Origin of the sequence: Mesorhizobium sp. BR115XR7A, from assembly GCF_020165315.1 — a bacterium.
Lineage (GTDB): Bacteria > Pseudomonadota > Alphaproteobacteria > Rhizobiales > Rhizobiaceae > Mesorhizobium > Mesorhizobium australicum.
On sequence record NZ_JAIUHW010000005.1, the window covers coordinates 32659 to 58717 of the forward strand.

The following is a 26059-nucleotide window of genomic DNA, read 5'->3' on the forward strand; positions in this document are numbered from 1 at the left end:
CGGACTTCTGATCCGGGGGCGGCTCCCATGGTGTCAGATCAGCCCGGAATCGCGCGCCGCGGCGGTTGCCTCGCCGCGCGAAACGGCGTCCAGCTTGCCCAGCACCGCTGAGACATGATGATCGACGGTCTTCGGTGAGATGGTTAGGTGCTCGGCGATTCTCTTGTTGGAGAAACCGCGCTCGATCAGGTGCAGAACCTCCATTTGGCGAAGCGTCAGGCCAGCGTGATTGGCGCGTGTGCTCTGCCGCGGTCCCCTGGCGATGTTATGGACGCCATTCTGCCGCATGACGGCGCGGACGTGCTGGGCCACCGGCCGGGCACCGAGCCCTTCGAATATGTCCAGGGCCAGGCGCAGCGCCGGCTCGTCGCCGTACAACAGGGCGAGCGCCCGTTCGAACGGAGCGCCCAGCCGGGCCCACAGCATCGCGGCACCACGCCAGTCGCCGGTGAGCAGCAGGCGATAGGGCTCCGCCATGCCGGTCGTGTCGCCAGGATCGCTTTCAGGTGACAAGAGCAGCCGCCAGACGGCCAACTCGGCGAACATTGCCCTCGTCGGCGACAGGCTTTCGGCCAGATCGATCAGGCGAAGTGCCTCTTCGGTGTCGCCTTGCCCGAGCCATGCCAGTTCGGCCATCGACGCCGTGTAGGGGACCAGCCGCTGCAGCTCCATTCCCTTGTCTAGGAACCGCTTCATTTCGTCCAGCAAGGGCGCGGCCGGATCGCCTCGTCTTATGCGCAATTTCGCCAGCGCGACCAAGGATGGGTAGCGCACCAGGGCCGTGGTCGCACTATCGTCGATGACGTCGTGAGCCATCGCGGCCGCATCGTCCCAAAGGCCGCGTCGCAAAAGCAATTGCGCCTGCACGCCCCGCATATAGTCGCGCCAGGTCGCGAGATCATTCTCGACGCAATAGGCAATGCCCCGGTCGAGAAAGGATTGCGCCCGGACAAGGTCGAGCTGGTTCATTTCGGCGCAGGCGCAATTGGTGAAGCCGCGTGCGGCGTGCTCCTGGAAATTCTGCCCGAGCGCGATGTCAAGGCTGCGGGCGAGGTGCAGACGGCCCTTGGCCAGGTCAAGCCACTGCTCGGCGGAGCCAAGATTGTTGAGCGCATGACAGACTATCTCCGGCTTGTTCAACCGTTCGGCCAAACCGACTGCCTTGCAGCCGAGCAGCAGCGTCTCGTCGAGCTTCTCGGCCAGCATCGCCAGCTGCGAGAGATTGGAATAGGCCATGGCAAGCTCCGGACTGGCCGGCGCCTGTTCCAGCAATTCCACCGCCTGTGCCCCGAACAGGTCCGCCTGTTCTCGGTCACCCACCAGATAGGCGAAGCGCGACAGGCATCTGAGGCTGTCGCCCTCCCTGAGCGTGTCGCCCAACGCCTGCTGCAACCGCCGCGCCTGGCCCTGCGCCTCGATGGCCATATCGATGCGGCCGATCAGATGGCATTCAAAGGCATAGCCTTCGTAAAGCCTCGCCCGGTCGCCCATGGGCAGGCCGTCGGCGTGCCGCAGGGCGACCTCGTAATAGCCGGCCGCATCGCGATGCGCGCCGACGCGGGAAGCCTCGCGCGCCGCAAGCGGGGCAAGCTCGCGCACCGCTTCCAAATTCTGGGCCTCCACCGCATGGTGGACAAGTCTTGCCGTAGCCACCTCGGCGTTTTCCTGCAGTGCGGAAAGCGCGCGCTGGTTGAATTCGCGCCGATGGCTTGGGGTCAGCGCCATCTCGACGGCGCGACGGGCGATCTCGTGGCGGAAGGCATAGCCATCGCCGAGATCGTCGAGCAGGCCATTCGAGACACATTCCGCCAGTTGGCCCGCGCTGGCGACACCACAGAGGCCGCGCAGCGCCCAGACATCGGCGCGGCGTGGAAACACCGACACCGCGTCGAGCATCGAGCGCCCGCCCGGCGACAGGCGCTCGGCACGCGCCAGCACAGCGTCGCGGACGCTGGCCGGCGGGATCATCTCGCTTTCGGCAGCCAGCAACTCGGTGACGAAGAAGGCGTTGCCCGCGGTGGCGCGATAGATTGCGCTGCCGTCGCGGTTGGCGGCTTCGGCAAGCGACAACACCGCCGCTTCGCTAAGCAGCGGCACTTCGATACGCTGGACGTTGGCGGCCGGAATTTCACCGAGCACCCGACGCGCGCGCATCTGCCCTTCGCTGCGGTCGGTGCGTGCCGTGAACAGCACCAGCATATGCGTGTTGGCGATGCGTCGGCCCAGGAAACGGACGAAATCCAGGGTCGCGTCGTCGGCCCAGTGCATATCCTCGATGACCAGCAGGCCCGGCCGAGACCTCGCCTCGAAAACCTCGAGAGCGTCTGAAAACAGGGGCAGCCGCTGGCCTTGCCGGTCATCGATCGCCCGGGGCAGTGCCCACTGCGCATCCCGGGCCAGATCGTAGAGCGGTCCCAGCGGATCGGGGATCGACAGATCCTCGCAGGCGCTGCGGAATATGGAAACGTGCTGCCCAACACCGCTTACGAACGCCTCGACGAGTGCCGTCTTGCCGGCGCCGGCCTCACCCAGCAATGCCGCCACGCGGCCGCGACCGCGCGCCGCCGCCGCGAGCAGTTCCTCCAACTGATCAAGTTGCGCCTGCCGCTCCAGAAGCATCGTTACTGGCCCATGAGTATCGTCGTCTGCCCCATCCCCCAGGATACCCACGCTTCGGTATCCGCAGTGTGGCTCCAAGATCGAACGTCGAAAACATAGGGAATCGTCCCGCGAAATATGGGGAAAGGCTCCGATGCGCGCTTTCGAAGGCCATGGTTTTTCTCCGACCGCGCTCATTTCGAGCGTGAATCAATCGTAAAAGGAAGCCATTCCATGCCTCGCTATCTGATCGAACGGACATTCCCCGACGGACTCAACCTGCCGATGAACGACATCGGCGCAACGGCGCTTGGCGGCATCATCATGCGCAATGCCGAGAAGGGGGTCACCTGGGTGCAGTCCTTCGTCTCGCCCGACAAGAGCAAGAGTTTCTGCATCTACGACGCCCCCTCGCCGGAGGCCATCCGCAGCACGGCGCAGAAGAATTCCCTGCCGGTGGACAAGATCACGGAGGTGAGGGTCCTGGACCCCTACTTTTATCGCTGATCCAATGGAGCAAGGATGGAGCCATGAGCGTGAAATTGTCCTGGGCAATGATAGTGGGCGGTTTTCCCTGTTGTTCCCTCCCGAAACGGCCGCCGGCATGGCGTTCGACCCTGCACCCCACCGGCGCGGTCTCGCATCGCGGATTGTCTCCGCGCTGCTATCGCCATTGCGAGGCCGGCGCGGGCGCCTGCCTCCGCAAGACGATTATTTGAGACGGGACGTCGGTCTGCCGGAGCACGAGATGCGGCGGGACTACTGGGAATACTGGTGGTGGCACCAATGAGACCGCGGTCCGGTTAGACGGGATGGACGAGGATCGAACCCGTCCCGTACTGCCAATCCCATGCCGCGGGCGTCTGCAGCCAGGCCTGGCCTTGCTGGCCGGCCTGGGCGCCTGCGGATCATCAACAATCAATGGAGAACAAAATGAACGTCAATTTCTGGCGCCTTGCCGCGCTGTTCATCACGTCGATCGCTTCCACCGCCGCATCGGCGGGGAAGGGCAATCCGCTTGCCGACGAGGTGCGGGCGGCCAACAGCCGCTTCGCGAACGTCGCGGCGGCCACCGCCGAGGGCTATGCGCCGATTCCTTGCGCCAGTGGCATCACTGGCGGCGCCATGGGCATTCATTACGTCAATGGCGCCTATCTGAAGGACGATGCGATCGACCTCGCCAAGCCGGAGGCCGTGATGTACGAGCCGATGTCCGATGGCACGCTGAAGCTGGTGGCCGTCGAATACATCACCGCGAAGGGTCCGGCCTCGCTCGGAGGCCAGTTGTTCAACTTCAACAGCGCTCCCAACCGCTATGGCCTCGGCCCTTTCTACGAACTTCATGTCTGGGCCTGGAAGCAAAACCCGACCGGCGCCTTCGCCGACATGAACCCGAACGTCTCGTGCGACGCCATGAAAAAGGCCGACTGACGGCGCCGCCTGCCGGCCCGTGCCGGCAGGCTTTTCGCGCGCATCGCGAGGAGAAATCATGCCCGAAATCGACATCGTCCTGGCGAGGCCGCGCACCCGGCCTTCGCGCCTGATGGCCGTTATCGCTTGGCTTGCATACGGATGGCACCTGCGGCATGGCCGGCGTCGCTTGGAGGCCATGCCCGGTTTCATGCTGAAGGACATCGGTATCAGCCGTTGCGCGATCGACCATGTTGCAAGGCACGGCGAGACGTGACGCCGGTAGACCTGACTGATTGACAAACGGCGCTGCGCCTGTGTCGCCTTTGCGGCACCCTCACCCGTTCGTCGTCGCTCGACCCTCGGCTACTACGCACGCCCTCCCCCCACGCTTTCTTAAGGTGTCTTCGCTACACCAAAGCCTGAAAAGAGGCGGAAAACGGAGAGAAATCGGGGTGCGCTTTTCCGCGGCCACGACTGCCGGGCGGTTCTTGCCGCAGCGTTTGGCGCTGCGCGTGGAGCCTTTGCTTGGCCGTCTGGACGCCGTGCTGTTCACCGCCGACGAACGCGGCGAGGCCGGCCGCATGTCGGTCATCGCCTTCTCCATCCGCATCGTCAGTGCCGTCATCGCCTTCATCAGCCAGGTGCTGATGGCGCGTTGGATGGGTTCCTTCGAATACGGCATCTTCGTGCTGGTCTGGGTGACGATGGTCATCGTCGGCAACCTCGCCTGCCTCGGCTTCCACACATCGGTCATCCGCTTCATCCCCGAATACCGCGAGCGCGGCCTGATGGATGAATTGCGCGGCATCGTCGTTGCGAGCCGCCTGTTCGTGCTGATCGCCTCGACGGTCATCGCCGGGCTCGGCGCCCTCGGCGTCTGGCTGGCCGCGCCCTGGATCGAAAACTACTACGTGATACCGTTCATCCTCGGCGTCATCTGCCTGCCGATGATCGCGCTGTCGGATTTGCTGCAAGGGCTGGCGCGCGCCAATTCATGGGCATTGTTCGCGCTGTCGCCGACCTACCTGATCCGGCCGGTGCTGATCCTGCTGTTCATGGCGCTGATGCTTTGGGCGGGCTACGCCGCCGACGCGCGGACGGCGATCTTCGCCTCGATCGCCGCTACCTACGCCACCACGCTGACCCAGCTCATCGGGGTCACCCAGCGCATGGAAAGGCAAATTCCGGCCGGCCCGATGAAAGTGCATTTCGCGCAATGGTTCGTCGTCTCGCTGCCGATCTTCCTGGTCGAGAGCTTCTTCTTCCTGCTCACCAACGCCGATGTGCTGATGGTCGGCGCCTATATGGATCCCAATGACGTCGCCGTCTATTTCGCCACGGTCAAGACGCTGGCGCTGGTGCATTTCGTCTATTTCGCGGTCAAGGCCGGCGTTGCCCAGCGCTACGCGCAGTTCACCCATGGCGAGCCGCAAAAGCTTGCCGCCTTCGCCCGCGAGACGGTATCGTGGACCTTCTGGCCCTCGCTGCTGATGGCTTTCCTGGTGCTGGCGCTGGGCGAACCGATGCTGGTGCTGTTCGGCCCCGAATTCACATCGGGCTATCCGCTTCTGTTCCTGCTCGTCTTCGGCGTCGTGGCGCGCGCCGCCGTTGGCCCCTGCGAAAGCCTGCTCACCATGAGCGGCAACCAGAATGTCTGCGCCGCCGTCTATGCCATGACACTGGCCTTCAACATCGGGCTCAACGTGGTGCTGATCCCGCTTTTCGGCCTTTGGGGCGCGGCCATGGCCACCGCCTTTGCCATGATCTTCGAGGCCGGCGCGCTGTCCTTCACGGTCTGGCGCAAGCTCGGCATCGTCATGGCGATCTTCGTGCCAGCCAAAGGAGCCGCCTGATGGCCGCCATCCCTCTGCTCGAGGAAACCAGCGGCGGTCCCGCCGGCGCCATGGTGTCCGGCCTTGCCGGGCTGGCGCGCGACGCCGATCCCGCCCATATCGAGATCCTCGCCAACAACCGGCCCGAGCGCAAGCTCGCCATCTACCCGGCGTCGGCCGGCTTCGACCTGGTCGAGGAACTGGACTATCTCTGCGCCCGCACGATCGAGCCGAACGTCTTCTTCAACCCGCGTTTCCTGGCGCCGGCCATGCCCCGGCTGGAAGATCGCGAGGTGCGCCTTGCCGTGATCCGCGACGGCGATGAGTACCGCAACCGGCTGCGGCTGCTGGTGCCGATCTCGGTGGAACGGCCGGTGGTGCCGCTCGGCGTGCCGGTCATGCGCACCTGGTCGAGCCCATTCGGCCCGCTCGGCACGCCGCTGATCGACCGCGACGATCCGGTCGGCGTGGTCGAGGACTTCTTCTCGATGCTGTCGCGCCCGCATCTCAAGCTGCCGAAAGTCCTGGTCCTGCCCGACATCAGGCTCGACGGTCCGGTGTCGAGCCTGGTCGCCACCGTGGCCGAGACGCGTGGCCTGGCGCTGGTCACCACGGGCCAGACTTCACGCCCCGTGCTGGAGAGCGAACTCGACGGCGACGATTATCTCAAGGCTTCGCTGCGCGCGCACCACTATCGCGAATTCCGCCGCCTGAAGCGGCGCCTCGGCGATCTCGGCAAGCTCGAACATGTCGTGGCACGCGGCCCCGAGGAAATCCGCCACGCCATCGAGCACTTCCTGACGCTGGAGGCGTCCGGCTGGAAAGGCCGCGAGCGCACCGCCATGGCGATCGACCGCTTCCGCGCCGCCTTCGCCCGCGAGGCGGTGCACCGGCTCGCCGAACAGGACATGTGCCGCATCCATTCGCTGACGCTCGACGGCCGCACCGTCGCTTGCCTGATCGTCTTCGTCGAGGCTGGCGTCGCCTACACCTGGAAGACGGCCTATGACGAGACGCTGGCCGCCTATTCGCCGGGCACGCTGCTGATGATCGAGGTCACGAGGCAGCATCTCGACGATCCCAACATCATGATGACCGATTCCTGCGCCGTGCCCGACCACCCGGTGATGAGCCGGCTGTGGAGCGAGCGCAAGCCGGTCGGCACACTGGTGATCGGGTTGACTCGCGACGCCGACCGCCTCGCCCGCCAGGCCGCCTCGCAGCTGCATCTCTACCGCGAAACCCGCAACATGGCGCGCCTGCTGCGCAACCGGATGAAGAGTTTGCTCAGACGGCGCTAGACCTGCGCGGGGTGGGTGATGCAAAACCGTAGATTGGCGACAACCTGCCCGGTGGGTCGCGCTACTGGTAGGCCTTGCAATCCCATTCAGAAATGTCCTCTGGCATGGCGGGCCTAGGACAGTCGAACGGCCGACATGCGTTCCAGCGGCTGTCGTGTCCGGGGACGGCCTCCGCAGGCCGTCCTGATCTCGCAAGTCCGTCATGTTGGTGCAACGTCGACCCTCCCGTTTGACTGAGAGCAGGCGTTCTCGGAAGGAAGTACCTTCGCCAGATAGTCACCGACCAGGGTGGAACTCGCGGCATCGAAAGTGGCGCCAACATAGCCGTCCGGCCGGATGAGCAGGCAGCCGCCCTCGGCCAAGCTGAGCTGATTGGAGGGGTCGCGCAGTTCCGCGCCTTCGCCCACCGTGACCACTCGCAGGCCCGCGCGCGCAGCCACGATCGGCCAGTAGTCAGGGCTCGATAGAAGCAGAGTCCAGTGCGTGCCGGTCATCACGTCGAACAGACGGCGGGGCTGTCCAGCGGCGCCAGTTAGGGTCGCGTCCGGCATGCGCTCACCGGCCCGCGGGCCAATCGTCCGACCACCTCCGTCGTGAGAAAGTGATGAGTGGGGATAGCCGATGTCGAGCTGATGTGTGTCGCGGCCGCGCCGCATGCCGCCTTGTTCGCGCTGACGGTCGAGCAACTGGGTCGAAAGCCCCAGGACATCCGCCGCAACGGCGCGTCGCTCCTCCTCATAGGTGTCTAGCAGCGTTGCGGGGGCGCCGGCCAAGACTGCGGCCAATTTCCAACCGAGATTGTAGGCGTCCTGAACGCTGGTGTTGAGGCCCTGTCCGCCCGTTGGCGGATGGATATGCGCGGCGTCGCCGGCTAGCAAAACCCGTCCGACCCGGTAGCGGTCAGCCAGACGCGCGTTCATCGCGTAGGCGGATGCCCAGGCCACCGACTGAACATCGATGTCGCTACGGCCAGTCCGCTCGGCGATCATCCGCGTCAATCCATCCGCGGAAAGGTCAGGCTCGCCGTCCAGCGGGATCGGCGCCTGCAGCTGGAACAGGTCCGTGCCGGCGAGCGGGCAGATCATGACGAGCCGCTCCATGTCGCCGTCATTGAACTGGTGCCAGGCAGCGCGGTCGAGTCCGCTCAGATGGGCATCCGCCACGATAGCACGGACACCCAGCGTCTTACCGGGAAAGTCGATGCCGAGCGCACTGCGGATCGAGCTGCGGCCACCGTCAGCACCAACCAGATAGCGCGTATGGACCCGCTCCTCGCCGCCAGACGACTTGAGGCGGGCGCCGACGCCATCATCGTCCTGCTCGAAGTCGATCAATGCGGTGCCGAACTCGACACGATGGCCCAGCTCCGCGAGGCGCTCGCGCATCACGCCCTCTGTAAGGAACTGCGGGATCATGAGCGCGATGAAATAGGGGACGTCGGGCGAGGGTTCGGGCGCTTCGAAAACTGCCTTTTCGTCATAGCCGCCGTCGTTGCGATACTCCCTCATCGGCGGATAGACACCGCCGGCTGCCATGATGCGGTCGATTATGCCCAGATCCTCGAACACCTCCTGCGTGCGTGGCTGCAAGCCCTTGCCGCGCGAGCCGGCGAAGGGACGTTCCATCTGCTCAACGATGCGGAACAACACGCCTCGCCTCGCCAAGTCGATTGCAAGCGTCAGCCCGGCTGCTCCCGCGCCGCAGATCAGGACGTCAATTTCAGCTCGCTCTTCCATTTTCGGCTCCAATGTGCATAATGCACATATTAAAGGGAGCCAAGCCGGTGTCAATAAAGAAAGTGCATAACGCACATATTAAAGTGTTGTTGCCCGAGCTGCATCGCTCGCTGATTGACATCGTCACCATCATGAACCGACCCGAGCGGGATGTGGAATTGCTCACCAAGGCGGGCCTCACGCTCGAGCGTGCCCTCTTCCCGCTGCTCGTTCTTGTCGAGAGACTTGGCCCGATCGGCGTTGTCGATCTGGCTGGCCGCGTCGGTCGCGATTACACGACCGTCAGTCGACAGGTGTCACGACTGGAGGAGCTGGGACTGGTCACGCGGCGCTTGAGCGCTGCTGACAAGAGAGTTCGCGAGGCCGTTGTCACACCGCAGGGAAAAGCGGCGACGGACGCGCTGGATGCGGCGCGGGAGCAAATAGCCGTTGCGAAATTCGCCGACTGGGACCGCAAGGACTTCGACGATCTAGTCCGCTTGATGCGAATGCTCGTCGATACGATGAAGGATTAGACCATAACCAACAGCAAGTGTCGCACTTTGCAAGGATCGACCTGCGCTCTCACTCAGCAATGCGTGTGTTATACACGCGCCTGATGAAAAGTGCAGCAGGCGCGACATGTCTGCTTACGCTGCACTTTCTCGACAGAAGCGAGCGGCTGAAACCGGCGCGCGCCTTGTTGTCGCACATCACAGCGTGCCGAACGGAACGGCGAAGCGCTGGTTGGCGCGTTCGTCCGCCTTCGCCGACCGCGCCGGCGTCGATCGGGGAAAGGCCGCGGCCTGGGCAGAAATGGCCGGCCGTTTGCCGCTGCTTTCCGGCGCCGAAGAGGATCTGCTTTGCGAGGCCGGGTTCTCGGATGTCGAGCTTCTTCTATGCCGCCTTCTCGTTCCGTGGCTAAGTGGCGACGGCAAGCATGGCCTGAGCGCCTCCCGCGATAGCTGCCCCAACATGGCTAAGCTTTGCTCTGATTTTGAAGGATGGTGCCCCTAGCCGGGATCGAACCAGCACTCCTTGCGGAACTCGATTTTGAGTCGAGCGCGTCTACCAATTCCGCCATAGGGGCTCAGGCCGGGCGGCCTGGATGGGCGCGGACTATACGGTCGGAGGCCTGTTCGTCAACAGGCCAATTTCCAAACCAGCCTCTGCCGCGACCAGACGGCACCTTTCCAATTTGTAAGACCGCAGCCATTGTGCAGCGCGAAAAACCTTTCTAGAGAGACGGGCCGTTCCATAGGAGAGCCGATGCTTCGCGGACTGTACGACTGGACCCTGTCGCTGGCGGCGCGCAAATCCGCCGAATGGTGGCTGGCCTTCATCGCTTTCGTCGAGAGCTCGGTGTTCTTCATACCGGCAGACGTTCTGTTCCTGCCCATGGCGCTGGCGCGCCCCGAACGCGCCTATCGCTATGCGCTGACCGCCACCGTTGCGTCCGTGCTGGGCGGCATCGCCGGCTGGCTGATCGGCTACTATGCCTACGACACAATAGCACGGCCGATCCTGGAGCACTTCGGCGGCCTTGCCACGTTCGAGAAGTGGCAGTCTTCCGGCACCGGGCTAATGCTGGTGCTGCTCGTCACATCCGGCGTTGCGCACCTGCCGCCGATCAAGGTGGTCACTATTCTGGCCGGCGCGCTCCACATCAACCTTGTTGTCTTCATCGTCTCGGCCATCATCGCGCGCGGCGCCCGCTTCCTGCTGTTGGCGTGGCTTTTGCGCCGCTATGGCGAGCCGATCCGCGAATTCATCGAAAAGCGTCTGGGCCTGATCGTCGGCGCTGCCTCGGTCGCCCTGATTTTGCTCTATATCCTGATCAAATACGCCTTCTGAGGTTTGATGCTTAAACCGCGCAACGGTTTTGGCAGCGCGGCGAGCAGACTTTGCGGACGGCGAACACAACGGACGAAAGACGCCATGACAGCGACCATGAATGCCGATACCGGCCACCAGCGGACACGCGCGGCCCTGTTTCTCGCCGTCGCGATGGCCGCGACCGTTGGCTCGGCGCTCGGCTTCCAGCACATTGGCGGCTACATCCCCTGCCACCTCTGCCTGGAACAGCGCACGCCGTATTACATCGGCGTGCCGTTGATGGTGCTGGCGGCGATAGCGTCGATGCTGCGCGCACCCGCATGGCTGACGCGCGGCCTGTTGGCCATTGGCGGCCTCCTGATGCTGTACGGGCTCTATCTCGGCGTCTATCACTCCGGCGTCGAATGGGCCTGGTGGCAGGGTCCTGCCGATTGCACGGCGGGCGCCGGACCGGTCGACACCGGTGGCAAGGGCGTCCTCGACGCGCTCGACAAATTCGTGCCGCCCTCCTGCGACAAGGCCGCCTTGCGCATTCTCGGCCTGTCGCTGGCCGGTTGGAACGCCATCGCCAGCCTGATCCTCGCCGCCGTCGCCTTCCGTGGCGCGCTGGCCCGCGACTGATGTAGCGAACGCGCCGACTTGAGATCCTTCAAAGAATTCGGCAGGCTGGGTCGGATAAAGTGATTTTCGAGAACCGGAGCGGAGCGGCCATCAACTTCGTGAGCCCCGGAAGCGCAGACAATTTGCTCCAGACGGCCAACCTCCCGAATTCTTCGAACGAACTCAAGGCTCCAGTTCGACATCCCAGTAGAGATAATCCATCCAGCTTTCATGCAGATGGTTGGGCGGGAACAGGCGGCCGTTATTGTGCAGATCATGCACCGTCGGCTGAAACGGCTTCTGCAGCGGCCACATCTTGGCGTGAGCCGGCATCATGCCGCCCTTCCTCAGATTGCAGGGCGAACAGGCGGCCACGACATTCTCCCATGTCGTGGCGCCGCCACGGTGACGCGGGATGACATGGTCGAAGGTCAGGTCCTCGGGGGTACCGCAATACTGGCACTGGAAACGGTCGCGCAGGAAGACGTTGAAACGGGTGAAGGCCGGATGCCTGGACGGCTTCACATAGGCCTTCAGGCTAACCACGCTCGGCAGCTTCATCGAGAAGGTCGGCGAGGATACGGCGTGCTCGTATTCGGCCACGATGTTCACCCTGTCGAGGAACACCGCCTTGATGGCGTCCTGCCAGGACCAGAGCGACAAGGGGTAATAGCTGAGCGGACGGTAATCCGCATTCAGCACCAGCGCTGGAAGCCCATCCGGAGATACGGCAACCGTCACCTTGTTGACCTCCTAGTTCTAGAACCGTTCGGCGTGGATACTGTAAGCCTGACATGACAGGGATGTGAAGCGGATTGTCGCTGGCACGAAGCGCCAAAAACACATGATTTTTAGGCTTTCTTGCGGATTCAGGCCGGCGGCGCGGCGTCCCGGCCCCTGGTTTCGCGATAATAGGACCAGAAAAGCCGCGATGCGACACCTCGCCACGGGCTCCATGATTCGGCCAGCGCGATCAGTGTTTTCTCCGCTGGACGAGGGTCGATGCCGAGCGCATGGCCGACAGCGCTCTGCAGGGCGACGTCGCGCGCCGGGAAAATGTCGGGATGCCCGGCCGCAAACAACAGATACACTTCCGCCGTCCACGTACCGATACCGGGCACCGCCGTCATCCTGGCGATCGCCTCCATGGCATCGAGCGAACAGAGGTGATGCAGATCGAGCCCATCGGCCACGGCCTGGGCGACCGCGATCAGGCCGCGCTGCTTGGGCCGCGACAGGCCGGCCTCGCGAAACATGTCCTCGCCGGCGGCAAGGATCGCCCGCGGCGTCAGCGGATCGACGAGTTTCGTCAGCCGGCCGAAGATCGCATCGGCGCTCGCCCGCGACACCTGCTGCGAGACGATGATCGAGGCCAGGCTCCTGAAGCCCGGCTCCGAAAGCCTGAGCGGCACCTCGCCGGCCATGCCGCGCACTTTCCCCAGGCGCGGGTCGATGAGGCAAAGCGCGTCCAGCCCCCGCTCAACGTCGTCCAGTGTCGCGATGCGCTGCATGGTATCCTTGTCCGAAGATGTGCAGCAAGGTAGCAACCGCCAAAACCACAGCACAACCCGATTGCCGCTCGAGACATGACGCTCCTGACATTCCGCTTCGCGCCCAGCCCCAACGGCGAACTGCATCTGGGCCACGCCTATTCGGCGCTGCTCAACCAGAAGCTCGCAAATACCAGTGGCGGCCGCCTGCTGCTGCGCATCGAGGATATCGACACCACGCGCTGCACGCCGGAGTTCGAGGCGGGCATGATCGCCGATCTGAAATGGCTGGGCCTCGACTGGGAAAAGCCCGTGCGCCGCCAGTCCGAGCATTTTGCAGAATATGGAACGGTGCTCGGGCGCCTGATCCGCGAGGAACTCGTCTATCCCGCCTTCATGAGCCGCGGCGAGATACGTGCCTTCATCGCCGACGGCGAAAAGCGCGGGCGCGACTGGCCGCGCGATCCCGACGGTGTGCCGCTCTATCCCCCGGCCGACAAGGCGCTTTCGATGAAGGAACGCAACCGGCGGATTGCCGAGAATGCGCCCTTCGCCTGGCGGCTGGACGTCGGCGCCGCCATGGCGCGTGCCGGCAGGGACCTGGCATGGGCCGAATTCAGCGACGGGACGCTGTCCACGACGCGCTCCGTCGAGGCGCGTCCCCAGGATTGGGGCGACGTTATCGTGGCGCGCCGCGACATCCCGACCAGCTACCACCTCGCCGTAGTCATCGACGATGCCCTGCAAGGCGTCAGCCATGTCGTGCGCGGACAGGACCTGTTTTCCGCGACCGGGGTGCAACGCCTGCTGCAGGAGATTCTGGGATTGCAGCCACCCGCCTATTTCCATCATCGGCTGATCCTCGGGCCGGATGGGCGAAAACTGTCGAAGAGCTTCAGGGATACGGGCCTTGCCGCCTTGCGCGACGCAGGCGCCTCGCCGGAGGAAGTCAGAAGGATGATTGGGCTCTGACAGGAGAAACGCTCTCCGGACACGCCACCCGTTCAACCTCCTTGACGCATGGATCAATCGTTTCGTTTTGCGCGCGGGGTTGAACAGGACTAGAGCATCCTCACGGTCAATTCTCACCAGCGCGGCGATCCCGGAAAATGTCCAGCATCAAGCGGTTCATCCCCGCCACCTTCGTTGTCTTGTGGGCGACCGGCTTCATCGGCGCGCGTTACGCCATGCCATGGGCGGAGCCGTTCACCTTCCTCGCCGCGCGTTTCGTGCTCGCCGCCATCCTGCTGGCCGTGCTGATGCTGGTGCTGGGCTCGAAACGAGCCACCCGCGAGGAGGCTCTGCATGCCACCGGCGCCGGCGTGCTGATGCATGGCATCTATCTCGGCGCCGTCTTCTGGGCCATCCATCGAGGCATGCCGGCCGGTTTTTCGGCCCTGATCGTCGGCCTGCAGCCGCTGATCACCGCGGTGCTTGCCGGCAAGTTTCTGGGCGAGGCCATCCTGCCGCGCCACTGGCTTGGCCTCGCTATCGGGCTGGTCGGCATCGTCATCGTGCTGTGGCCGAAACTCGGGGCGCTCGGTGGCGGCGTGACGGCGGCGACACTGGCCGCCTCGCTGGTCTCGGTGCTCGGCATGAGCGCCGGCACGATCTGGCAAAAGCGTTTTGCGTCCGGAGGCGACCTCGTGGCGGCCACCATGTGGCAATATGTCGGCGGCGCTTCGCTGATGATCCTGGCTTCGCTTGCCTTCGAAACCCAAACCGTCGTCATCAATGGCGAATTGGTCTTCGCCATGGGCTGGCTGCTGCTGGTGCTGTCGCTCGGCGCCATCTTTCTCCTGATGGTGATGATCCGTGACGGCGAGATGTCGAAAGTGGCCTCGTTGTTCTACCTGGTGCCGGCGGTGACGGCCGTCATCGCCTGGGCCTTGTTCAACGAGCAGCTCAATGCGCTGCAGATCGTCGGCATGGCCATCACCACTTTCGGCGTGGGCCTGGCAACCGCCCGAACAGGCAAACTTCAGCCGACCCGGGCACGCGCCTCTAGATAACGGCTGATCGCGGCGTTGAGCTCGCCGCCGAGGATGAAGATCGCCGAGACGATGTAGAGGAAGACCACCGCGATCATGATCGAGGCGAGACCGGCATAGGTCGTCACATAGGACGAGAAATGGTCGAGATAGGTGGCGAACATGGTCGAGCCGATAAGCCATGCGGCCAGTGTGAAGATGATGCCGGGTATCAGCGAGACGAAACGGCGCTTGCCGGCCGGCAGCCAGTAATGGACGGCAAACAGTCCGCCGATGATGACGGTTGAGGCGATGACGTACCGCCACAGCGTGATCGTGCCCGTATAGGGTTTGATCCATTCGAAATGGGCTTCCGCCAGCCGCGCCAGCAGGGGCGCGAACACCAGCAGCACGCTTATCGCCAGGAACCCGGCGGTAGCGATCAGCACGAAGAAGATGCTTTGCACCCGGCGATAGATGATGCCGCGCGTTTCCGTGACCCGATAGGCGCGGTTCAGCGAGGTGCGCAGCGCCTCGATGCCGTTGGAGGCAAAGTAGGCGGCAAGCAGCACGCCATAAGTCAACAGATCACTGCGCCTGACGGTCAGCACGTTCAGCACCTCGTGCGCGATCGGCTTGGCGATCTGGTCCGGCCAGGTGTCGAAGACCAGGTGCACGGCTGTGTCGGCAAAGGCCTGGGCGCCAAGGAAGCTGCCCAGCGTCGTGGCGAAGATCAGGAATGGAAACAGCGCCATCAGCGAGGTGATCGCCAGATGGCTGGCCATCGCCCAGCCGTCATCGGTGTTGAAGTGGCCGAGCGCGTCGTAGAGCACGCGGCGCAGGGCGACAATGTTCCGCAGCAAGGACGCGCGCTCCCCTCGATTGTCTCGACGCCGCGAATATGGGAAATGAATGCGGCAAATGGCAACCCTTCGTCAAACCCCGAATTCTCCAGCTGCAGAGTTGCGCACCATCATCGTCACCGGCGCGTCTTCCGGCATAGGCGCCTATTGCACCCGTGCATTGAAGGCTGAGGGCTGGCGGGTGTTCGCAACGGCGCGCAAGCCGGAGGACATCGCTGCCCTCGAAGCCGACGGCGTCGAGGCTTTTTACCTCGACTATAGCGAACCGGACTCCATAGCCGCCCTGGTAACGGCGGTGCTCGATCGCACCGGCGGCAGGCTCGACGCGCTGTTCAACAACGGCGCCTACGCGCAGGCAGGCGCCGTCGAGGATCTGCCCGTTGCAGCGCTCAGGGAGCAGTTCGAGGCCAATTTCTTCGGCTGGCACGACCTGACCCGCCGCCTGGTTCCGGTGATGCGACGCCAGGGCCACGGCCGCCTCGTCCACTGCTCGTCGATCCTCGGTCTCGTGCCGGTGCGCTTCCGCGGCGCCTATTCGGCCTCCAAGCATGCCTTGGAGGCCCTGATGCTGTGCCAACGCCAGGAACTGGCCGGCAGCGGCATCCATGTCTCGCTGATCGAGCCGGGACCGGTGAAATCGAAGATCGCCAGCAATGGCCTGCCCTGGTTCCTCAGGAATATCGACCATGAGAATTCCGCGCATCGCGCCGACTATGCCGCGCAAGTGGAGCGCATGCGCGCCGGCGGCAGCCAATCGACGCGGAAGCCCGGGCCTGAAGTGGTCCACAAGGTGCTCCGCCATGCACTTCTGTCGCGGCGCCCGCGCCCGCACTATGTGGTAACAATGTCGGCCAGGATCGGCGCCATGCTTAAACGCATCCTGCCGGCCTCGATGCTCCACCGCCTGCTCGCCAAGCGCGCCTGAACAAGCAAAGAACTGGAAACGCAAAAATGGCCACTGCCTTCAACATCCTTGCCATTCTGGTCATGGCCGCCGTGGTGGTCGTGCTGATCAGGGGGCTCATCAACATGATGCGCGGCGGCTCCGGTGTGACCTCCAACAAGCTGATGCAGGCCCGCGTCCTGCTGCAGGCCGTGGCGCTGGCGCTGATCCTGCTGGCCGTGTATTTCACCCGCAAGTGAGGCTTTTCGGGAGGCGATGTGGTCAAGCTCAACAAGATCTACACCCGCACCGGCGATGATGGCACTACGGGCCTTGGCACTGGTGAGCGGCGGCTGAAATCCGATCTCAGGGTGGACGCCTACGGCACGGTCGACGAAGCCAATGCCTGCATCGGCATGGCTCGCGTGCATACCGAACAGAGCTACCAGGCGATCGACGCCATGCTCTCGCGCATCCAGAACGATCTCTTCGACCTCGGCGCCGACCTCGCCGTGCCTGATGACGGCAAGCCGCTTGGCTACGAGCCGTTGCGCATCGTTGCCACGCAGACCGACCGTGTCGAGCACGATATCGACGTCCTCAACAAGAAGCTCCAGCCGCTGAAATCCTTCGTGCTGAACGGCGGCACGCCGGCAGCGGCGGCGCTTCATCTCGCCCGCACGGTGGCACGGCGCGCCGAGCGGCTGATGGTCGCCCTGGCTCAGGACCCGGCCGAACACGTCAACCGCGACGGGCTGAAATACATCAACCGCGTCTCGGATTTCCTGTTTGTCGCCGCCCGGGCGGTCAATGACAACGGAAATGCCGACGTGCTATGGGTTCCCGGCAAGAACCGCTGAACGGACCAGAGGCGGGAGGGGCCGGCGACCGATGTTCATCCCGCTTTACGACACCAACAGGCTGCGCCACATCAGGCTGCAATATGTGACCATCGGTCTGATTGTCGCCAACGCCGTGATCTATTGCGCCACGGCGCTCGGCGGCGAGAACTTCACCAATGCCGCCGTGCTTGGTCTCGGCTTCATCCCGTCCGTCGTTCACGACACGGCCGAACTCGACCCCCGCTTTGTCATCATCCCCGAGAGCCTGAGCTATCTCACCTATTCCTTCCTGCATGCCGATATTTTCCATCTCGGCGGCAACATGCTGTTCCTTTGGGTTTTCGGCGACAATGTCGAGGACGCGCTCGGCCACATCCGCTACCTGATCTTCTATCTGCTGTGCGCCATCGCCGGAGCCGCCTTCCAGGGGCTGGTCGCCTGGGATTCGCAGGCGCCGCTGATCGGCGCGTCGGGTGCCATCGCCGGCGTGGTCGTCGCCTACCTGATCCTCTATCCCAGGGTGAAGGTGTGGGTGCTTGCCTTCGCCCGCATCCCTTTGCGCATTCCAGCCTTTATTCCGCTCATCCTGTGGGTGCTGTTCCAGATCGTGATGTTCGCGGCCGGCGGCGAGGATCAGATATCCTGGGCCTGCCACATCGGCGGCATCATTGCCGGCGCGGTTCTGGTGCTGGTCCTGCGCAGCCGCGGCGTGCCGCTGTTCGCACCCGCCGACGAGGATGCCGTGGTACCGAGCCCTGAACAGCCGCCGGTGGTCGGCGAACCAGCGGCGCCCCAAACGGCCGCCACCACGACGCGCTGGGGACGTGGAAATCCTTCTGGCCCAAACTGAACCGATTTGAGCGGCTTTCAGCGTATTGACGGCAGGGGTTGCCACAATTACGGAAACGTCTCCGCCGCGGCCCAAGGCGTTTAAGGAGCAGCCAGGGCGGGCAAAGACCAGAATTTCCATCCGGCCAGAATTCCGTCTGGCCGGAATTCAGTCAGGAATGTCGGCTTTCGACAACTCAGAAGGGGCGCAGGCTGCTATAGCGCGCCCAACTAGCGTGAAGAGGTGACAGGCAAATGAAGATCCTTGTGCCCGTGAAGCGGGTTGTGGACGCGAACGTCAAGGTGCGCGTGAAGGCTGATGGTTCGGCGGTGGAACTGGCCAACGTCAAGATGGCGATGAACCCGTTCGACGAGATCGCGGTGGAAGAGGCGATCCGGATCAAGGAAGCCGGCAAGGCCGAAGAGATCATCGTCGTGTCGATCGGTCCGCAGCAGGCGCAGGAAACCTTGCGCACCGCGCTCGCCATGGGCGCCGACCGCGCCATCCTGGTCAAGACCGACGAGCAGACCGAGCCGCTCGGTGTTGCCAAGGTGCTGAAGGGCGTCGTCGAGGCGGAACAGCCAGGCCTTGTCATTCTCGGCAAGCAGGCGATCGACGACGATTCCAACCAGACCGGCCAGATGCTGGCGGCCCTGCTCGGCTGGGCGCAGGGCACCTTCGCCTCCAAGGTCGTGATCGAGGGCGATCATGCCAAGGTGACGCGCGAAGTCGACGGCGGCCTGCAGACGGTGGAGCTGAAGATGCCGGTGATCGTCACCGCCGACCTTCGCCTCAACCAGCCGCGCTATGCCTCCCTGCCCAATATCATGAAGGCCAAGAAGAAGCCGCTCGACGAGAAGAGCCCGGCCGATTACGGCGCCGACGTCAAGCCACGCCTCAAGGTCATCAAGACCGAGGAGCCGAGCGGCCGCAAGGCGGGTGTCAAGGTCAAGAGCGTCGCCGAACTGGTCGACAAGCTCAAGAACGAAGCCGGCGTGCTCTGAGATCGGAAGGAACAGACAACATGGCAATTCTCCTCATCGCTGAACACGACAACGCCACCCTTTCCGACCAGACCGCCAAAGCGCTTTCGGCTGCCCTGCAGATCGGCTCGGACGTTCATGTGCTGGTGGCCGGCAAAGGCGCCAGGGCTGCCGCCGACGCAGCAGCGAAACTGAAGGGCGTGAGCAAGGTGCTGCTCGCCGAAGCCGACGAACTCGCCGAGCGCCTGGCCGAGCCGACGGCGGCACTGGTCGTCTCGCTGGCTGGCGCCTACGACACGGTCATCGCGCCGGCGACGTCGGCCGGCAAGAACATCGCGCCGCGCGTGGCGGCCCTGCTCGATGTCGCGCAGGTCTCCGAGATCATCGAAGTGGTCTCGCCCGATACCTTCAAGCGGCCGATCTATGCCGGCAACGCCATCCAGACGGTGCAGTCGAGCGACGCCAAGAAGGTCATCACCGTGCGCACCGCCTCCTTCCAGGCCGCGCCCGACGGTGGCTCGGCTTCGGTCGAGACGGTCAATGCGGCAGCCAATCCCGGCCTGTCCACCTTCGTCGAGAACAAGCTGTCGGAGACCGACCGTCCGGAGTTGACCTCGGCCAAGATCATCATCTCGGGCGGCCGCGCGCTCGGTTCCTCGGAGAAATTCCAGGAGGTCATCCTGCCGGTCGCCGACAAGCTCGGTGCCGCCGTCGGCGCCTCCCGCGCCGCCGTCGATGCCGGGTACGCGCCGAACGACTGGCAGGTCGGCCAGACCGGCAAGGTCGTCGCCCCCGATCTCTACATCGCGGTCGGCATCTCCGGCGCCATCCAGCACCTTGCCGGCATGAAGGATTCCAAGGTCATCGTCGCCATCAACAAGGACGAGGAAGCGCCGATCTTCCAGGTTGCCGACTACGGCCTCGTCGGCGACCTCTTCGTCATCCTGCCGGAGTTGCAGAAGGCGCTTTGACGCTTCCGCGCAACCGTATTAAATTGCGAAGGGTGGGGTAGACGAAGTCGCCCCACCCTTTTAGTTTGCACCGCACAATAAGCAGGCCACAAAGGCTGAAAGCAATTCCAGCAGCAGTGCGCAGGGGTTTTTGCGCCGGAATTGCGGGAAAACAAAGAGATGGGGCGGTTCGCGATCCAGCGAAAAACGCTCCGGACGGGATCGGGTAATGAGCAAGATCGAGACGATCGGCATCATTGGTGCGGGCCAGATGGGCGGCGGCATCGCCCACGTCTCCGCGCTTTCGGGCTATAAGGTGCTGATCTACGATATATCGCCCGACCGCATCGAGAAGGGCATTGCCACAATCAGCGGCAACATGGCCCGTCAGGTGGGGTCCGGCAAGCTCGACGAGAAGCTGCGCAATCAGGCCATGGCACGCATCGCGTCGGCACCGACGATGGCCGATCTCGCCGGCGCCGATCTGGTGATCGAAGCGGCGACCGAGGACGAAACCGTCAAGCGCAAGATCTATGCGCAGCTCTGTCCGCAGCTCAATCCCGAAGCGATCCTGGCGACCAACACCTCGTCGATTTCGATCACACGGCTAGCTGCCCAGACCGACCGGCCAGAGCGGTTCATCGGCATACATTTCATGAACCCGGTACCGCTGATGAAGCTGGTCGAACTGGTGCGCGGCATCGCCACCGAGGACCAGACCTTCGAGGCGGCCAAGACCTATGTGAAGCAGCTCGACAAGACGATCACCGTCTCGGAAGATTTCCCGGCCTTCATCGTCAACCGCATCCTTCTGCCGATGATCAACGAAGCGATCTACACGCTCTATGAGGGCGTCGGCTCGGTCGATGCCATCGACACCGCCATGCGGCTCGGCGCCAACCATCCGATGGGACCGCTGCAGCTTGCCGATTTCATCGGCCTGGATACCTGCCTGTCGATCATGCAGGTGCTGCATGACGGCCTGTCGGATTCGAAGTACCGGCCTTGCCCGCTGCTGGTCAAATATGTCGAGGCCGGCTGGCTCGGCCGCAAGACCGGGCGCGGCTTCTACGATTATCGCGGCGAGCATCCCGTTCCGACGCGCTGACGTGATTGCCGCTCACGAGGCCGCGGCGAGTGGCTTGGGCGGTTCTGACCTGTCATCGTCGCTGACCTTGCCGTCCGGCGCCACCGAAACGCATCCCCGGCCGGCGGCCTTGGCTGCATAGCAAGCGGCGTCGGCCCTTGCGATGATCTCGTCGACTTCGCCGCAATTGGCGCAGATCGCGGTCAACCCGATGCTGGCGCCGATCCCGTGCGGCCGGCCATCCCAGGTGAAGTTCAGGCCCGCTATCGCATCGATGATGGAACGCGCCGCGATCCTCGCGCCGGTGATGGAAGCCGATTTCAGGATCACGGCGAATTCGTCGCCACCCAGGCGCGCGACGATGTCTTCAGGACCAAGCACGCCGCGCACGGCATCAGCGACCCGCTTCAGCAGGGCGTCTCCGGCAGCGTGACCTCCCGTGTCGTTGACCAGCTTGAAATGGTCGAGGTCGATGAACATGAACTGATGGCGGCCCCCTGTCGTCGTGCCGTCCTTGCGCGCCTGATCGACCATCCCCTCCATGGCGCGGATGAAGCTCGAGCGGTTGGCAAGGCCCGTCAGTGCATCATGCGCGGCGGCATGGGCAAGCTGTCGCTGCAGGGCACGCGCATCGGTGAAGTCCTGGAAGACGATCACCAGACCGCAGAATTCGTTGCGTTCGTTGAGGATCGGCGACACGACCTGGCGGATGCTGCAGCGCGTGTCGTCGCGGCGGATGAGGACCGCGCGGCTGTTCTGGTCGGAGCGCGCCTCTTCGCCTGTCACCGGCCGCGTCATCCCGATCCTGTGGCCGGTCTCCTCGTCGACTGCCCAGTAGACATGGCTCAGCGTCTTGCCCAGCGCATCGTCACTGGAAACGCCAGTCAACTTTTCGGCCACCGGGTTCATGAAAGTGACGCGGTTCGCGGCATCGGTGCAGATGACGGCATCGCCGATCGATTGCAGCGTCACCCTCAGCCGCTCCTTCTCGTCGGCCAGCATCGCCGCCGAGACGATGAGCCGTTCTTGGGCCTGCTTTCGCCGGGTGATGTCCATCAAGCTGCCGATCGCTCTGACCAGGTGTCCGTCCGCATCGCGCTCGATGGCCTTGCCGCGGTCGAGGATCCAGATCCAGCGGCCGTCCTTGTGGCGCATCCGGAACTCGGCTTCGAAAAATTCCGTCTCGCCGGCGAGATGGGCGCGATCGGCCTCCGCGACCGTGGCGCGATCGTCTGGATGGATCATCGTCAGCCAGCGATCGGGGTCGCCATCGAGCTCGCCATCCCCGTAGCCCAGCATCTTGACCCAGGTGGAGGAATAGGTGGTGCCCCCCTTGCGCATGTCGAAATCCCAGACACCTTGACCGGCGCCGGCCAGCGCGAAGTTCCAGCGCGTTTCGGCCTCTGTGATGCGCGCCTCGGCCTGTTTGCGCGCGTCGATGTCCTCGATCTGCGAGACGAGATAGAGCGGCCGGCCGCTTTTCTCGTCGCGAATAACCGAGCCGGCAAGATGAGCCCAGACGGGTGTGCCGTCCTTCTTGAGATAACGCTTCTCGAAGTGGAAGGCATCGACGGTGCCCGCCTTCAGGCCGGCCATCGTTTCGCTGCCGATCTGCACATCGTCGGGATGCGTGAGCTGGAAGAAGGTCAGCGCCTCGATCTCGTCGCGGCTGTAGCCAAGCATGGCGGCAAAGGCCGGATTGGTCTGGAGAATACGCCCGTCGAGACCGACGATAGCGATGCCGATCGCCGAGTCCTCCATGGCCCGGCGGAACCGCTGCTCGCTGTCCGCGATCTGCCGTCGATCCTCCGAGATTCGACCGATGAACAGATAGGCCGCGAAAAGCGCGCAGACCGTCACCGCGACCGATATTTGGAGGCAAAGTCTGAGGGCTTGCGCGCCAAGGTCCAGCCCTGACAGCACAAGCGAGGCGGCCACTACGGCCAGACCGGCCACAAGCAGCGCCAGAGCTGCATGCTTGTGCCGTCCCGGCCCGATGATACCTCGCAATGTCACGATTCGTGCCACCCCCGTGGGCAATCGCTTTTTCCCGTTAAAACCCTGAAGGATCGATTTTAAGGAAAGGTTGCGCCAAGGGCATAGGCGACATGGAAAACCGGCAAACAATTGCCGGCATGATTAAGGATCGGTATTCACGGGGTGTAGGCGTGGGTATCCTGCTACCAGCGCACGAAAAACCGCCCGCCGAGCGCACCAAGCAAAGCGAGAGCCGCGATGGCGATCGTGTACCAGGTGGCAACGAAAAGCGGCGAATCGTCGAAGCAGTGCGCCGCATAGAAAGTCGCCGCCAGCGCGCCGGCAAGCAGCCCCGCGACCGCGCCGGCAAGCACCGGCCGTGTCGGCGCGCCATAGCGCAGCATCCACAGGAAGATGGCCAGCGGGCCGATGCCGATCAGCGGGATGAAGCCCATGCAGATCATCATGTTCGAGCCGATCATGCGCGTGCTCCACAGGGCCTGCGGCACCATGAAGAGCTCCAGCACCACGGCCACCGCGACCAGCAGCGGCGCCGCGATCATCGCCGCCATAGCCCGGCCTGTCGCCGCGCCCGGCGTCGACAGGGCACGGATCAGGGCAAAGGCGCTGATGGCGAGCACGATGGTGAAAACGAATTTGGACAGGAAACGCACCGTGTGCGCGGCCACCATGAAATCGGGGCGCGGCCCGATCGTCATCATGAAGACAGCGGCCGCGACCAAGGCGGCCGCGCCAGCCGCCAGCCACCAGGCCGAGCGCAATGGCATCGCCTTGCTGTGGGCATCGGCGTCGAGCGCCTTGATGAGATCGTCGGTCTTCATGTCATTCCCGCCCGAACCGCCCCTGCCCGAATCGCCTGGCTATGGCGGTAAGTCCCCGGTGCAGCGACACCCGCACCGCCGTCTCGCTGATGCCGAACTTAGCCGCCGTCTCGCCGATCGAGCGGCCCTCCACGGATACTGCTGAAACCACCGAACGCTGTGCCGGCGGCAGCCCGTCGAGCGCCCGGTTGATGTCCCGCTCGCTGACGGTTTCCGTTTCGGGCTCGGCGAACGTCTCGGCGATGTCGTCGACATCGATCTCGATGCGCCGTCCGCGCCGCCGGAACGCATCGATCAGCTTGAAACGGGCAATCGCATAGACCCAGGGCAGCACCGGCGCGTCCTGGCGCCAGGTGTGCCGTTTCACATGAATGGCCAGCAAGGTTTCCTGCACGACATCCTCGGGATCGACCCCGCCCTGCACGATCTTGCGCCTGACGAAACCGCGCACCAGCGCGGCAATCCGGTGCAGAAAGTCGGCATAGGCCTTTTCATCCCCCGCGATCGCGGCCCGCATCAGCCGGGAAAGCTCGGCCTCGTCCTTGCCGCTCACAAGAGTTCACTCCCCGATCTTCGCGCCTCGGCACTGATTTGTTACGTGGCCGGCGAAATAATGTCCAAGCCAAACTACGGGCAAATCACGAAAGTTTGCGGGATGGCTCGCTAAATTCCCGGACGGGTTCTCTGGTTCCCAGCTCATGCGTGAGGAGCGGCGCGGGACCAACCTTTGATTGACGTAAGGTAAACCCTTCTGTAGCGTCAAGGGATCGGAGGGCGGCCGAAATGGATTTCATTGAACGCATTTTTGGATTTTCTCCCGACAATGGCTCGGGAACTTTCGAGAGCAGCCTTGTCATTGCGGCCATAGTCCTTGTCGCCGCCGTCTACTTCTACAGAAGACAGGGATCACTGAAGAAATAGCCTCTGGACAACCGGCGGAGACAGGTCCGCCAGGAAAACATTACCGTTGCGTCCTCTCAGCGTGGGAAACACGACATGGCAGGATCTCTGGTCAACCACATCAGAACCGCGGCCTTGCTGTTGTTCGCCGCCGAATTCTGGAAGCGTCTGGCCGCCGGGCTGAAGGTGCTGTTTGCCACGATATGCAGGCTGCTGTGCCGGCTGGCCAAGGGCCAGCGGCTGCCCAGCCCGGCGCAGAACGACTGCTGCATCCAGCTGCCGCCCGACATCTACAAGCGCGCCGATCCTCTTCTATACGCCCAGTATTATCTGATGGCGCAGGGGCTCGCGGTCACCTGGGACAATCCCGACATCGACATTTTCGACGGCACCTTGCCGGTCAGCGGCGCGCTTCAGCCAGCACATGCATATCGCGTTCGCGTGCGCGTCTGGAACGGGTCCTATGACGCCCCAGCGGTGGGCGTCGGGGTGGCACTGTCCTACCTGTCATTCGGCGCCCAGACCATTTCCCGTCCGATCGCCAACGTCGCCATAAATCTCGGAGCCAAGGGCACGATCGATTGCCCTGCCTATGCCGAGTTCAGTTGGACCACGCCCGCCACCGGCGGCCACTACTGCCTTCAAGCACAGCTTTCCTGGGGCGATGACGCCAACCCCAGCAACAACCTTGGCCAGAAGAACGTCAACATTGCCGAGATGCGCTCACCGGCGAAGTTCGTCTTCAGCGTGCGCAACGAGGCCTCGGTCGTCCGGCGTTTCCAGATCGAGGCGGACTGCTACGCTCTGCCGAAGCTGCGGCCATGTATCCCGCCACGCGGCCAGGGTCGAGACGAGCGCACGGACACCCCACAGCCGCGGCTCGCCGAAAGCAAGGCGCGCTGGGCCGAGGCCCTCGAGGAACAGGCGTATGGCCGGTTTCCCGTGCCGGACGACTGGTCGGTCAGGATCGTCCCAAGAACGCTTTTGCTGCAGCCGCGCCAGCTGACCGAGATCGCTGTCGAAATCGAACCGAAGGACACCGCGTTCCGCGGCTCAAAGACCTTCAACGTCCACGTCTTCACGATCGGCGAGAGTGGATCGCGCACCATGACCGGCGGCGTGACGCTCACCGCCACGAAAGGCTGAGG

Annotated in this window: 26 protein-coding genes and 1 tRNA gene; 18 read left to right on the forward strand and 9 right to left on the reverse strand. The window is 63.9% G+C overall.

What is annotated here, in order from left to right; translation table 11 throughout:
• Window positions 1–33: 33 nt before the first annotated feature.
• On the reverse strand, window positions 34–2619 hold the full coding sequence (locus tag LB557_RS11885; RefSeq protein WP_140713085.1) for a helix-turn-helix transcriptional regulator: 2586 nt from the start codon (window positions 2617–2619) through the stop codon (window positions 34–36).
• A 213-nt stretch (window positions 2620–2832) separates the two neighbouring features.
• Between LB557_RS11885 and LB557_RS11890 the strand changes: the two genes are divergently transcribed.
• The 5 genes from LB557_RS11890 to LB557_RS11910 all read left to right on the forward strand — a co-directional run bounded on the left by LB557_RS11890 (window position 2833) and on the right by LB557_RS11910 (window position 7144).
• Window positions 2833–3105: a DUF4242 domain-containing protein gene (locus tag LB557_RS11890; RefSeq protein ID WP_023770749.1), complete on the forward strand. Its 273-nt coding sequence runs from the start codon at window positions 2833–2835 to the stop codon at window positions 3103–3105.
• Window positions 3106–3531: 426 nt separating this feature from the next.
• Complete coding sequence (locus LB557_RS11895) at window positions 3532–4029, forward strand: hypothetical protein (RefSeq protein WP_140616855.1); 498 nt, start codon at window positions 3532–3534, stop codon at window positions 4027–4029.
• 58 nt (window positions 4030–4087) lie between these two features.
• Window positions 4088–4285 carry a DUF1127 domain-containing protein gene (locus LB557_RS11900; protein WP_140662794.1) on the forward strand — a complete coding sequence of 66 codons (198 nt, stop codon included), beginning with the start codon at window positions 4088–4090 and terminating at the stop codon, window positions 4283–4285.
• A 178-nt stretch (window positions 4286–4463) separates the two neighbouring features.
• A complete protein-coding gene (locus LB557_RS11905; protein ID WP_015315578.1) occupies window positions 4464–5864 on the forward strand; it encodes an oligosaccharide flippase family protein in 1401 nt (466 codons plus the stop codon).
• Window positions 5864–7144, forward strand: a complete 1281-nt coding sequence (locus LB557_RS11910) for a GNAT family N-acetyltransferase (protein ID WP_224642082.1) — start codon at window positions 5864–5866, stop codon at window positions 7142–7144. Before LB557_RS11905 ends, LB557_RS11910 begins: the two co-directional genes overlap by 1 nt.
• Before the next feature lie 200 nt (window positions 7145–7344).
• On the opposite strand, the gene LB557_RS11915 is transcribed toward LB557_RS11910, so the two are convergent.
• Window positions 7345–8880, reverse strand: a complete 1536-nt coding sequence (locus tag LB557_RS11915; RefSeq protein WP_224642084.1) for an FAD-dependent oxidoreductase — start codon at window positions 8878–8880, stop codon at window positions 7345–7347.
• 20 nt (window positions 8881–8900) lie between these two features.
• On the opposite strand from LB557_RS11915, the gene LB557_RS11920 reads away from it, so the two are divergent.
• Entirely contained in the window at window positions 8901–9395 is a 495-nt protein-coding gene (locus LB557_RS11920) for a MarR family transcriptional regulator (RefSeq protein ID WP_210161499.1), read from the forward strand.
• Between the two features lie 469 nt (window positions 9396–9864).
• On the opposite strand, the gene LB557_RS11925 is transcribed toward LB557_RS11920, so the two are convergent.
• Window positions 9865–9949: transfer RNA gene (locus LB557_RS11925), tRNA-Leu, on the reverse strand.
• A 179-nt stretch (window positions 9950–10128) separates the two neighbouring features.
• Between LB557_RS11925 and LB557_RS11930 the strand changes: the two genes are divergently transcribed.
• Together LB557_RS11930 and LB557_RS11935 are read left to right on the forward strand one after the other, a co-directional pair.
• Window positions 10129–10713: a YqaA family protein gene (locus LB557_RS11930; protein ID WP_140720267.1), complete on the forward strand. Its 585-nt coding sequence runs from the start codon at window positions 10129–10131 to the stop codon at window positions 10711–10713.
• Window positions 10714–10797: 84 nt separating this feature from the next.
• A complete protein-coding gene (locus tag LB557_RS11935) occupies window positions 10798–11316 on the forward strand; it encodes a disulfide bond formation protein B (RefSeq protein ID WP_140616849.1) in 519 nt (172 codons plus the stop codon).
• A 162-nt stretch (window positions 11317–11478) separates the two neighbouring features.
• Here the strand turns inward: LB557_RS11935 and LB557_RS11940 are convergent, their stop codons facing one another.
• Window positions 11479–12036 (reverse strand): HNH endonuclease, encoded by a 558-nt coding sequence (locus LB557_RS11940; RefSeq protein WP_006328497.1) that lies wholly within the window; start codon window positions 12034–12036, stop codon window positions 11479–11481.
• 128 nt (window positions 12037–12164) lie between these two features.
• A complete protein-coding gene (locus tag LB557_RS11945; protein ID WP_140616848.1) occupies window positions 12165–12806 on the reverse strand; it encodes a DNA-3-methyladenine glycosylase family protein in 642 nt (213 codons plus the stop codon).
• Window positions 12807–12881: 75 nt separating this feature from the next.
• Between LB557_RS11945 and gluQRS the strand changes: the two genes are divergently transcribed.
• Both gluQRS and LB557_RS11955 read left to right on the forward strand, forming a co-directional pair.
• Window positions 12882–13757 (forward strand): tRNA glutamyl-Q(34) synthetase GluQRS, encoded by an 876-nt coding sequence (gluQRS, locus tag LB557_RS11950; RefSeq protein WP_140787747.1) that lies wholly within the window; start codon window positions 12882–12884, stop codon window positions 13755–13757.
• A gap of 137 nt (window positions 13758–13894) precedes the next feature.
• Window positions 13895–14797 (forward strand): DMT family transporter, encoded by a 903-nt coding sequence (locus LB557_RS11955; RefSeq protein ID WP_140662803.1) that lies wholly within the window; start codon window positions 13895–13897, stop codon window positions 14795–14797.
• Here the strand turns inward: LB557_RS11955 and LB557_RS11960 are convergent.
• Window positions 14767–15618 (reverse strand): YihY/virulence factor BrkB family protein, encoded by an 852-nt coding sequence (locus LB557_RS11960; protein ID WP_015315569.1) that lies wholly within the window; start codon window positions 15616–15618, stop codon window positions 14767–14769. The genes LB557_RS11955 and LB557_RS11960 overlap by 31 nt on opposite strands.
• Before the next feature lie 58 nt (window positions 15619–15676).
• On the opposite strand from LB557_RS11960, the gene LB557_RS11965 reads away from it, so the two are divergent.
• The 7 genes from LB557_RS11965 to LB557_RS11995 all read left to right on the forward strand — a co-directional run bounded on the left by LB557_RS11965 (window position 15677) and on the right by LB557_RS11995 (window position 21213).
• Window positions 15677–16543 carry an SDR family oxidoreductase gene (locus LB557_RS11965; protein ID WP_224642086.1) on the forward strand — a complete coding sequence of 289 codons (867 nt, stop codon included), beginning with the start codon at window positions 15677–15679 and terminating at the stop codon, window positions 16541–16543.
• Window positions 16544–16569: 26 nt separating this feature from the next.
• On the forward strand, window positions 16570–16761 hold the full coding sequence (locus tag LB557_RS11970; RefSeq protein WP_015315567.1) for a twin transmembrane helix small protein: 192 nt from the start codon (window positions 16570–16572) through the stop codon (window positions 16759–16761).
• A gap of 18 nt (window positions 16762–16779) precedes the next feature.
• The gene (locus tag LB557_RS11975) at window positions 16780–17361 is read left to right on the forward strand and encodes a cob(I)yrinic acid a,c-diamide adenosyltransferase (protein WP_015315566.1); all 582 of its coding nucleotides are present in this window, start codon (window positions 16780–16782) and stop codon (window positions 17359–17361) included.
• 31 nt (window positions 17362–17392) lie between these two features.
• The gene (locus LB557_RS11980; RefSeq protein WP_015315565.1) at window positions 17393–18193 is read left to right on the forward strand and encodes a rhomboid family intramembrane serine protease; all 801 of its coding nucleotides are present in this window, start codon (window positions 17393–17395) and stop codon (window positions 18191–18193) included.
• 233 nt (window positions 18194–18426) lie between these two features.
• Window positions 18427–19176 carry an electron transfer flavoprotein subunit beta/FixA family protein gene (locus LB557_RS11985; RefSeq protein ID WP_140787732.1) on the forward strand — a complete coding sequence of 250 codons (750 nt, stop codon included), beginning with the start codon at window positions 18427–18429 and terminating at the stop codon, window positions 19174–19176.
• 20 nt (window positions 19177–19196) lie between these two features.
• The gene (locus LB557_RS11990; RefSeq protein WP_140874981.1) at window positions 19197–20126 is read left to right on the forward strand and encodes an electron transfer flavoprotein subunit alpha/FixB family protein; all 930 of its coding nucleotides are present in this window, start codon (window positions 19197–19199) and stop codon (window positions 20124–20126) included.
• Window positions 20127–20334: 208 nt separating this feature from the next.
• Window positions 20335–21213: a 3-hydroxybutyryl-CoA dehydrogenase gene (locus LB557_RS11995; protein WP_015315562.1), complete on the forward strand. Its 879-nt coding sequence runs from the start codon at window positions 20335–20337 to the stop codon at window positions 21211–21213.
• Between the two features lie 12 nt (window positions 21214–21225).
• Here LB557_RS11995 and LB557_RS12000 read toward each other — a convergent pair whose 3' ends face one another.
• The 3 genes from LB557_RS12000 to LB557_RS12010 form a co-directional block, all read right to left on the reverse strand.
• Window positions 21226–23208 carry a PAS domain S-box protein gene (locus LB557_RS12000; RefSeq protein ID WP_224642087.1) on the reverse strand — a complete coding sequence of 661 codons (1983 nt, stop codon included), beginning with the start codon at window positions 23206–23208 and terminating at the stop codon, window positions 21226–21228.
• Window positions 23209–23372: 164 nt separating this feature from the next.
• Entirely contained in the window at window positions 23373–24011 is a 639-nt protein-coding gene (locus tag LB557_RS12005; RefSeq protein WP_224642089.1) for an NrsF family protein, read from the reverse strand.
• 1 nt (window position 24012) lies between these two features.
• Window positions 24013–24564, reverse strand: coding sequence for a sigma-70 family RNA polymerase sigma factor (locus LB557_RS12010; protein ID WP_015315559.1), 552 nt, complete (start codon window positions 24562–24564; stop codon window positions 24013–24015).
• Between the two features lie 443 nt (window positions 24565–25007).
• Between LB557_RS12010 and LB557_RS12015 the strand changes: the two genes are divergently transcribed.
• The gene (locus LB557_RS12015; RefSeq protein ID WP_140720256.1) at window positions 25008–26057 is read left to right on the forward strand and encodes a hypothetical protein; all 1050 of its coding nucleotides are present in this window, start codon (window positions 25008–25010) and stop codon (window positions 26055–26057) included.
• Window positions 26058–26059: the final 2 nt, after the last annotated feature.